This is a genomic window from Okeania sp. SIO2C9, assembly GCF_010672455.1.
Classification (GTDB): domain Bacteria; phylum Cyanobacteriota; class Cyanobacteriia; order Cyanobacteriales; family Microcoleaceae; genus Okeania.
In genome coordinates this window covers 25260-33186 of the sequence record NZ_JAAHGO010000058.1, presented here as the reverse complement: position 1 = coordinate 33186, position 7927 = coordinate 25260, and the positions used below count along the sequence as shown (strand labels likewise).

The window sequence follows — 7927 nt, the reverse complement described above, 5'->3', positions numbered from 1 at the left end:
ACGTGCGACTCGTTTGGCCTAAGTAGTCTTTAGTGGCTACGTTCAGCCAGCCCTCGAACCCAGGGTAACTCTGATATTCATGGAGGTTAAATTCCTTCCTACGCGGATACCGTATGACTCCATAGTCCCAGGATTCAGACAAAGTGCAAGTCTGTCTCTCAGTGCATGGGCTAAAAGCGGAATAAGGGTAATGCTGTACTCGATCTTCTGCTAGGGTAGTTGACTATGGCTATCGTACAGAGAATCTAGTAAAATGGGTCGTGAGACGGAATAGGGGAAAGGCATTGTTACCCCTAGACCAAAATGGTACGCCTCGTCAAATTGGGACTAATTAGTAAGCGTTGGTCTCGTATCTAATTAGAGGTCGGCCTATACTAGAAGACCTACGGTCAACATGAAATGATATCAGGGAACGAAGTAACCCCTGATCAGCTCTCATAAGTGGTATTCGTAGCCACTATAAAAAAAAGCCGATGTACAAAAATTCGACCTTGAGTACAGAAACACAAGAGTAGGGAAAGCGCGCGCCAATGCTGATTAGGGTGGAGGATTCTTCAAGAAGCAAGCCTGGAGTAATGTTCAGGATAGGCTGACGTGAGGACAATGTATAGGTTGGAGTAAAGAAAATCATGCCTCAAGGGGTGACAAAACTTGGATGTGTAGCGAGGTTGTGAAGTGGAAGCCGTGCCCACTATAAATAAGAAGTCGATGGTTAACAACCTAAATGCACCTCCCATCAAAAGTCTCAAACCCGATATTATTGGGAAGAACGGATGGTTAGTAAAGAAACTAGAAAGAAAACATACTACCTATATATTGAGGAGCCGTGTGAGTTGGAAACTCTCAAGCACGGCGCGTGAAGCAGAGGTGAGGGATAGCGATATCCCCATCGACTGTAACGTGCGACTCGTTTGGCCTAAGTAGTCTTTAGTGGCTACGTTCAGCCAGCCCTCGAACCCAGGGTAACTCTGATATTCATGGAGGTTAAATTCCTTCCTACGCGGATACCGTATGACTCCATAGTCCCAGGATTCAGACAAAGTGCAAGTCTGTCTCTCAGTGCATGGGCTAAAAGCGGAATAAGGGTAATGCTGTACTCGATCTTCTGCTAGGGTAGTTGACTATGGCTATCGTACAGAGAATCTAGTAAAATGGGTCGTGAGACGGAATAGGGGAAAGGCATTGTTACCCCTAGACCAAAATGGTACGCCTCGTCAAATTGGGACTAATTAGTAAGCGTTGGTCTCGTATCTAATTAGAGGTCGGCCTATACTAGAAGACCTACGGTCAACATGAAATGATATCAGGGAACGAAGTAACCCCTGATCAGCTCTCATAAGTGGTATTCGTAGCCACTATAAAAAAAAGCCGATGTACAAAAATTCGACCTTGAGTACAGAAACACAAGAGTAGGGAAAGCGCGCGCCAATGCTGATTAGGGTGGAGGATTCTTCAAGAAGCAAGCCTGGAGTAATGTTCAGGATAGGCTGACGTGAGGACAATGTATAGGTTGGAGTAAAGAAAATCATGCCTCAAGGGGTGACAAAACTTGGATGTGTAGCGAGGTTGTGAAGTGGAAGCCGTGCCCACTATAAATAAGAAGTCGATGGTTAACAACCTAAATGCACCTCCCATCAAAAGTCTCAAACCCGATATTATTGGGAAGAACGGATGGTTAGTAAAGAAACTAGAAAGAAAACATACTACCTATATATTGAGGAGCCGTGTGAGTTGGAAACTCTCAAGCACGGCGCGTGAAGCAGAGGTGAGGGATAGCGATATCCCCATCGACTGTAACAATTGGGGCTTGTGGTTAACTAAAAATATCCTTACTCACAATTCCAACAATCCTGATAGTAAACTTAAATTTCCGACGGCAATCGACCTGTATAAACTTTTAGTAGCAATGGTTAAACCATTAAACTATTGGTACTATGAAGTTTCTAAGTGCGCTCCGTATGGATGCTTTGAGGTATTTATCAGACGCTTGCAAACGAAGATTCAGCAAAGTATCTGGTCAACCTAAATTCAAGAACAAAGGTAGGGATGATGGTTTTCCTGCGGAATGCTACGCAAACACTTTGGATGGTTCCATATCAGTAGGTTTTAATCGTATAAAGTTACCTCGAATTGGATGGGTGAAAACATTTGAAATCTTGCCAGATAATGTCACTCCTAAGTCTGTAACTATTAGCAAGAAAGCTGATAGATGGTTTATCAGTTTCAATTCTAGAGAGGAAGAAACTCAAATTACTGAGAAATCAGTAGATGTAGTTGGTGTAGATTTGGGCGTGAAATCACTAGCTACATTATCCACTGGTGAAGTATTTCCAGGAGCTAAATCTTATAAAAAGTTAGAAGCTAAACTTTCGCTTGTTGCAATACTTGAATCGACATCAAGTCAAGTTTTCGCTCTAACTGGAAAAAAGCACAGCTAAAAATAGCGAGACTACACACAAAGGTAGCTGACCAGAAAATTGGGTCTCAAGCCTCGCCCTTATAGGGCGACTTTTTAGTTGATTTTTTCTCTATAAATAGGTTATAATATTGTTAGTTTATTGCGTCAGATTATGAAATCTAGATTTAAGTATCGTATCTATCCAACACCGGGACAAAAACACCAATTAGCCAAGCTATTTGGTTGTGTGCGTGTGGTTTGGAATGATAGTCTAGCTTTCTGTAAAGAACAGTACAAAATAGGAGCCAAGAAACCGACAAATTCAGAACTGCAAAAACAGTTTATTACATCTGCTAAAAAGACTGAAGATAGAGAATGGTTATCGGAAGTTTCTAATATACCATTGCAGCAATCCTTGAATGATTTAAACCAGGCTTATCAAAATTTCTTTACTTCAACCAAAGGTAAGAGGAAAGGTAGAGCTGTTAAACCTCCGCGATTCAAAACTAGAAAGTCAAGACAGACTGCTAGATTTAGAAAGGGTGGTTTTAAAGTTGGTCAGCATAAAGTTTACTTAGCTAAAATTGGGAAGTTAAAGATAGTTTCGCCTGTGAGAGCTACCTGCTGCTCCATCATCAGTAACAGTTATCAAAGATTCAGCTAATAGATATTTCTTAAGTTTTGTAGTAGAAATACAACCCGAAACTTTACCTCAAACTGATAGTTCAGTAGGAATAGATTTGGGGATTAAAACTTTTGCTACATTGAGCGATGGTACAAAAATTGATGCTCCTAAACCACTAAAGAAACGAATTAAGAAATACAGGAAGTTAAGTAAGTCATTATCTAATAAAACTCAAGGTTCTAAAAGGTATGAAAAAGCTCGGTTGAGAATAGCTAAGTTTTCCTACGGAATGCTACGCAAACATGCCAAACTGAAAGATACGCGGACCGATTTTCTGCATAAATTATCAATTAAAATAATTCGTGAAAACCAAACAATTGTTTTAGAGGATCTGTTTGCGGAGCATTCCGAAGGAAACGTTTCCGGAATGGTCAAGAACCGTAAATTATCCAGAGCTATTTCTGATTTAGGTTGGAGACAATTCCGAACTTTACTAGAAGGAAAAGCAGAAAAATATGGTCGTGAGTTTCGAGTAATTAGTCGTTGGGAAGCAACATCTCAAAGCTGTTCTAGTTGTGGTTTTAAAGGTGGGAAACTAGACCTTTCAGTGAGAGAATGGGAGTGTCTCAACTGTGGTGCTAAACATGATCGCGATATAAATGCAGCCATAAATATATTAGTCGCGGGTGGGCAATCCGAGACATTAAACGGACGTGGAGGCAAGCATAAGACTAGCGTCAAGTTAGCAGCAGTCTGTGTTAGCGGAGCTTTGCGCTAGCAAAACGTCAACCCGCCGAGGAGCTACGGTTCGGTAGGAATCCCCGCGCCTTTTAGGCCGGGGAGGATGTCAAATTAGGAAAGATACATTGCATAAACGCGCCTACTTACTTAGCCAAAAACCACAACCCACCCCCATCCCCTCCCGGGAGGGGAGCAAGAGGGGTGGGTGAAGACCTTAATGTATCAAGAATGATGGCAAATCACAGCTACGTTGCATGCAACGTAGCTAAGGCTGTTGCTGACATGGGGTTTTACGAGTTTCGCAGACAGGCGCGAGTACAAGTGTGAGTTATTAGGTTGTTGAGCTGATTGTTGTGGATAGATGGTTTCCTAGTTCTAATACCTGCAGTAGGTGTGGAACTGAATCGCGAGTCTCTGTTTTTATCAGAGCGCGTGTTCAATTGCGAACACTGCAATTTTAGCTGCGACCGAGACTTGTTTGCGTAGCATAACCTAGGAAATGCAGCATTAAATTTAGCTATGGCGGGCAGTTTGCTCCGCAACGCTAGGGCGAACCGCCCGTGACAGCCTGTGGACTGGATAACGCCGACGTTGCCAGGAGCGAAGCAGGAATAGAACAGGCTATCTATAGAAAATCATAGATTTATATAGATAATTATAGGTTTCTAAGAACGGTACACAGAATAAGCATCACTTATATCATGTCTCATTAAATAAATGTAATAAACAACCTTTACCCAACCTGGTAGGGACATTGCATGCAACGTCCCTACATTGCGGTTAATTAATGTTATACCTGCATCTTTAATCCATTTGATAATGGTTGTATGATGAACCTTCCTTGCGGTTGGTTTTTCCTGCTTCATCGGGGTTCCCAAGCAACCTTCCTCCACAGGCAGTATCACCGACTGTCCATCGGCTACAAGTACAAGACCTCGCTGCATGACTACTTGAGCAGCAGCAACATCTCGGTCCGTCACATATCCGCATTCCTCGCAATGATGCACTCGTTCACTGAGTTCTTTCTTTGCGGTATCCGCTCCACAGTGAGGACAGGTCTGACTTGTCCCATTGGGAGCAACCTTAGCGAAGTAGACTCCACGCTTCCAGCACACCCATTTGAGGATTTCCAAGAAACTACCCCAAGCAGCATCCAAGCAATGCTTTGCCAACATCCCGCGACTGTTGTTTGTAGTAGTCGGGATCGGGCCTGTCGGCAGGGATAATGTATTCGGAGGTGATACTGCAAGCATTGACTGGACATTTACGCGAGTTGATCCAGTCTTTGCGCTCTGCCAATGCGTAGTTATAGACGCGACGGCATTGTTCCAACCAGTCCAGCATTTGTGCCTCTTGGTCAAGACTTGGATAGATTCGGTAGCTGTAGGTCAAGTTCAACATAGCTACATTCTAACAGATTTGCATCTCAGTACGAACCGATAGATAGTGTGTCGATTTTCGGGGCATCGAACCCCTCAATCGACGCGGGGAGTCCATGTATCCCGACGCTGACATGCACAGGTACAGCGCGGGACTTATAGCTCCCCGAACTCCTCAAAAGTTAAATCCCTCAAATTTGATGACTGAGAAAGGTCGTAAATAGCTAAAATGAAATATAATTCTGAAATTTTTTGATAATTATGAGTGTAGTTAGCCAAGTTATTCTCAAAGCAGACGATGAATTACGTTATCCCAGTAGTGGGGAACTTCAAGCCATAAATAATTTTTTAAAAACAGGCGAGCAGCGCGTGCGTATTGCTAGCGTGCTTTCTGAAAATGAGAAAAGAATTGTAGACAAAGCTAGTCAAGAGTTGTGGCGCAGGCGTCCAGATTTTATTGCCCCTGGTGGTAATGCTTTTGGTCAACGGGAGCGTGCCTTGTGCCTCCGGGATTATGGTTGGTACTTGCGTTTGATTACTTATGGGGTACTAGCTGGTGATAAAGACCCAATTGAAAGTATTGGTTTGATTGGTGTTCGGGAAATGTACAACTCATTGGGTGTACCAGTTCCTGGAATGGTAGAGTCAATCCGTTGTTTGAAGGAAGCTTCTCTTGCTTTACTTGATGATGAAGATGTTCAGGAAGCTGCTCCTTACTTTGATTATATCATTCAGGCCATGTCCTAAGTTTTTTTGTTTTCTGTAGCATGACTACCCATCTAAGGAATTCTTGGATGGGTTCAATTTTTAGAGTTTTGACTGATTAAAACTTCAACAAAAGTCAAAATAATCCCAACTTAGATTTATTCAATTATTTTGCATTACACCACCAGCGATCGCCACTAAAATTAATACTCCAAAAGCTAATCTATACCAAACAAATATCCATGTATCTTGAGTTTGTAAGTATTTAATCAACCAAGCAATTGCTATGTAAGAAAAAATTATTGCAGATATAATTCCAGCAATAGTAGGTACTAAACCCACACCTCCAAAACCCTCATCTAATAGAGTCTTAAGTTCAACTAAACCTGCTAAAGTAATCGCTGGAAGACCCAATAAAAAAGAAAATTTTGCTGCTGTAGCCCTTTCTAACCCCATAAATAGGCCACCTGTAATAGTTGAGCCAGAGCGAGATACTCCAGGGACTAATGCCAATGCTTGAGCTAATCCCATGAGTATGCCATCTTTAATATCTAGTTGTTCAAAATTACGTTTTCGACTGCCAATTTTCTCTGCTATTCCTAATAATAAAGCCATAACTATTGAAGCAATAGCGATCGCCACTGTACTGCGCAAGGCCGAGTTATCAAAATCTGGAATAAATATTTTGATTAGTAACCCAAAAAATATTATTGGTATGCTTCCCAGTGCTATTCCAACTGCCATTCGGAAATCTGGAGACTGGTAATCGGATGTCACTATAGATTTATATGCACCAATCACGATCTTTGTCAAATCCTGCCAAAAATACCAAACAACTGAAAAAATACTGCCCAATTGAATCACAGCGGTAAAAGCTACACCAGGATCTCCCCAACCCAGGGCAACAGGAACAATCTTGAGGTGAGCCGTACTACTAATAGGTAAAAATTCTGTTAATCCTTGCACCATTCCTAGAATGACTGCTTGAAAAATATTCATTTGTGATAGCTGCTCAGAGGTGGAAACTGGGTCCAAAGGTAATGATTGGCCTACTTTGTCTAAAGATATAAAAATTAGGGCGCTGACAATAACAGCAAATAAGAATTTCATTAAGTAGGGTTTTAAGTAGAACTATTATCTCGATTATAGCATCAGAAATATCACCACTTTTTTGAGTTTTGAGGAGTGAAAACTCTTTATTTCATAGGGTTTTTGTTTATTATTAACTCTTCCTAAAAAATCCCCTAGGAGGGGATAAAATACCTGCTATTATCAAAGATGCCCCTGGAGGGGATAATAAATGTGATATGTTAAATTAGATAAACTTAAGTAAAAAATATTAAAAATATCTTGTTGAATAATACTTTGTTTGCTAGAGTCACAATGCTTTACCCAGAAAAATTTGGGACAAATTTATTTTTATTTTTTTCAAAAAAAATTAGAATCAGCCAAAAATGGGCTGTGTTTTGTACTGCCGTATTTCTAGTATCAGTGCCGGTATTTTTTCAAGCTCCAATGGTACGCCAACTACCTTGGTTAAGTTTAGCTATGACAGGTTTCTGGTTATGGCTAAGTTTAAAACTACTTAAAGATAGAGATACCCATCTATGGGGCGATCTATTATTGGGATTTACTTGGAGTTGGTTCACAGGCTCAATATACTGGGGTTGGCTACGACAGGAACCACTGCTCCATTTACCAGTTGAGGCGATATGTGTACCTTTTGCTTTATGGTGTTTGGCGCACAAAAGAGAAATGATAGGTAACTGTTTTTACCTTGGTTCTCTACTAGGTACAGCAGTTACAGACGGATACTTCTACATAACTGGCCTTATTCCTTATTGGCGACGATTAATGATAGTTGAACCAGATATGGCCTTAGAAGTATTCCAAGATGCTTTAACTCAAGTACGTACTTCCTGGGGAATAATTTGGATATTTGTTTTGGTGGGAATTCTATTGCTTTTTGGTCTTTTACCTTTGCAATCAAGCAAGTTATACTTTTGGACCTTTGGAGCAGCAGTATTAAGTACAATTTTAGTGGACAGTCTATTTCTATTAGCTGCTTGTTTAGCCTAA

Annotated in this window: 8 protein-coding genes and 1 pseudogene; 6 read left to right on the top strand and 3 right to left on the bottom strand. The window is 41.2% G+C overall.

Features of this window, described 5'->3' with window-relative positions; all coding sequences use genetic code 11:
• The first annotated feature begins 708 nt into the window (after nucleotides 1–708).
• From F6K23_RS29955 to F6K23_RS42250, 4 genes are all read left to right on the top strand, one after another.
• Complete coding sequence (locus F6K23_RS29955; protein WP_293162640.1) at nucleotides 709–924, top strand: hypothetical protein; 216 nt, start codon at nucleotides 709–711, stop codon at nucleotides 922–924.
• Between the two features lie 1010 nt (nucleotides 925–1934).
• Entirely contained in the window at nucleotides 1935–2438 is a 504-nt protein-coding gene (locus F6K23_RS29950; protein ID WP_293162637.1) for a hypothetical protein, read from the top strand.
• 132 nt (nucleotides 2439–2570) lie between these two features.
• Nucleotides 2571–3062, top strand: coding sequence for a helix-turn-helix domain-containing protein (locus F6K23_RS42255; protein ID WP_366558096.1), 492 nt, complete (start codon nucleotides 2571–2573; stop codon nucleotides 3060–3062).
• Nucleotides 3046–3801 (top strand): RNA-guided endonuclease InsQ/TnpB family protein, encoded by a 756-nt coding sequence (locus F6K23_RS42250; RefSeq protein ID WP_367267862.1) that lies wholly within the window; start codon nucleotides 3046–3048, stop codon nucleotides 3799–3801. Before F6K23_RS42255 ends, F6K23_RS42250 begins: the two co-directional genes overlap by 17 nt.
• A gap of 628 nt (nucleotides 3802–4429) precedes the next feature.
• On the opposite strand, the pseudogene F6K23_RS43000 reads toward F6K23_RS42250, so the two are convergent.
• Nucleotides 4430–4945: pseudogene (locus F6K23_RS43000) on the bottom strand (RNA-guided endonuclease InsQ/TnpB family protein); the annotation flags it as partial.
• Nucleotides 4902–5108, bottom strand: coding sequence for a helix-turn-helix domain-containing protein (locus tag F6K23_RS42995; protein ID WP_375340802.1), 207 nt, complete (start codon nucleotides 5106–5108; stop codon nucleotides 4902–4904). The gene F6K23_RS42995 and the pseudogene F6K23_RS43000, both read right to left, overlap by 44 nt.
• Before the next feature lie 296 nt (nucleotides 5109–5404).
• Here F6K23_RS42995 and F6K23_RS29935 point away from each other — a divergent pair, with 296 nt between their 5' ends.
• Nucleotides 5405–5890 (top strand): allophycocyanin subunit alpha-B, encoded by a 486-nt coding sequence (locus tag F6K23_RS29935; protein ID WP_293162634.1) that lies wholly within the window; start codon nucleotides 5405–5407, stop codon nucleotides 5888–5890.
• A gap of 120 nt (nucleotides 5891–6010) precedes the next feature.
• Here the strand turns inward: F6K23_RS29935 and F6K23_RS29930 are convergent, their stop codons facing one another.
• Nucleotides 6011–6958 (bottom strand): undecaprenyl-diphosphate phosphatase, encoded by a 948-nt coding sequence (locus tag F6K23_RS29930; RefSeq protein WP_375340801.1) that lies wholly within the window; start codon nucleotides 6956–6958, stop codon nucleotides 6011–6013.
• A 273-nt stretch (nucleotides 6959–7231) separates the two neighbouring features.
• On the opposite strand from F6K23_RS29930, the gene F6K23_RS29925 reads away from it, so the two are divergent.
• Entirely contained in the window at nucleotides 7232–7927 is a 696-nt protein-coding gene (locus F6K23_RS29925) for a DUF3120 domain-containing protein (RefSeq protein WP_293162661.1), read from the top strand.

What these genes read in the sequence shown, in the direction of transcription:
- F6K23_RS29955 (WP_293162640.1), top strand. Translation starts at nt 709, where the DNA reads ATGGTTAACAACCTAAATGCACCTCCCATCAAAAGTCTCAAACCCGAT.
- F6K23_RS29950 (WP_293162637.1), top strand. Translation starts at nt 1,935, where the DNA reads ATGAAGTTTCTAAGTGCGCTCCGTATGGATGCTTTGAGGTATTTATCA.
- F6K23_RS42255 (WP_366558096.1), top strand. Translation starts at nt 2,571, where the DNA reads ATGAAATCTAGATTTAAGTATCGTATCTATCCAACACCGGGACAAAAA.
- F6K23_RS42995 (WP_375340802.1), bottom strand. Translation starts at nt 5,108, where the DNA reads ATGCTGGACTGGTTGGAACAATGCCGTCGCGTCTATAACTACGCATTG.
- F6K23_RS29935 (WP_293162634.1), top strand. Translation starts at nt 5,405, where the DNA reads ATGAGTGTAGTTAGCCAAGTTATTCTCAAAGCAGACGATGAATTACGT.
- F6K23_RS29930 (WP_375340801.1), bottom strand. Translation starts at nt 6,958, where the DNA reads ATGAAATTCTTATTTGCTGTTATTGTCAGCGCCCTAATTTTTATATCT.
- F6K23_RS29925 (WP_293162661.1), top strand. Translation starts at nt 7,232, where the DNA reads ATGCTTTACCCAGAAAAATTTGGGACAAATTTATTTTTATTTTTTTCA.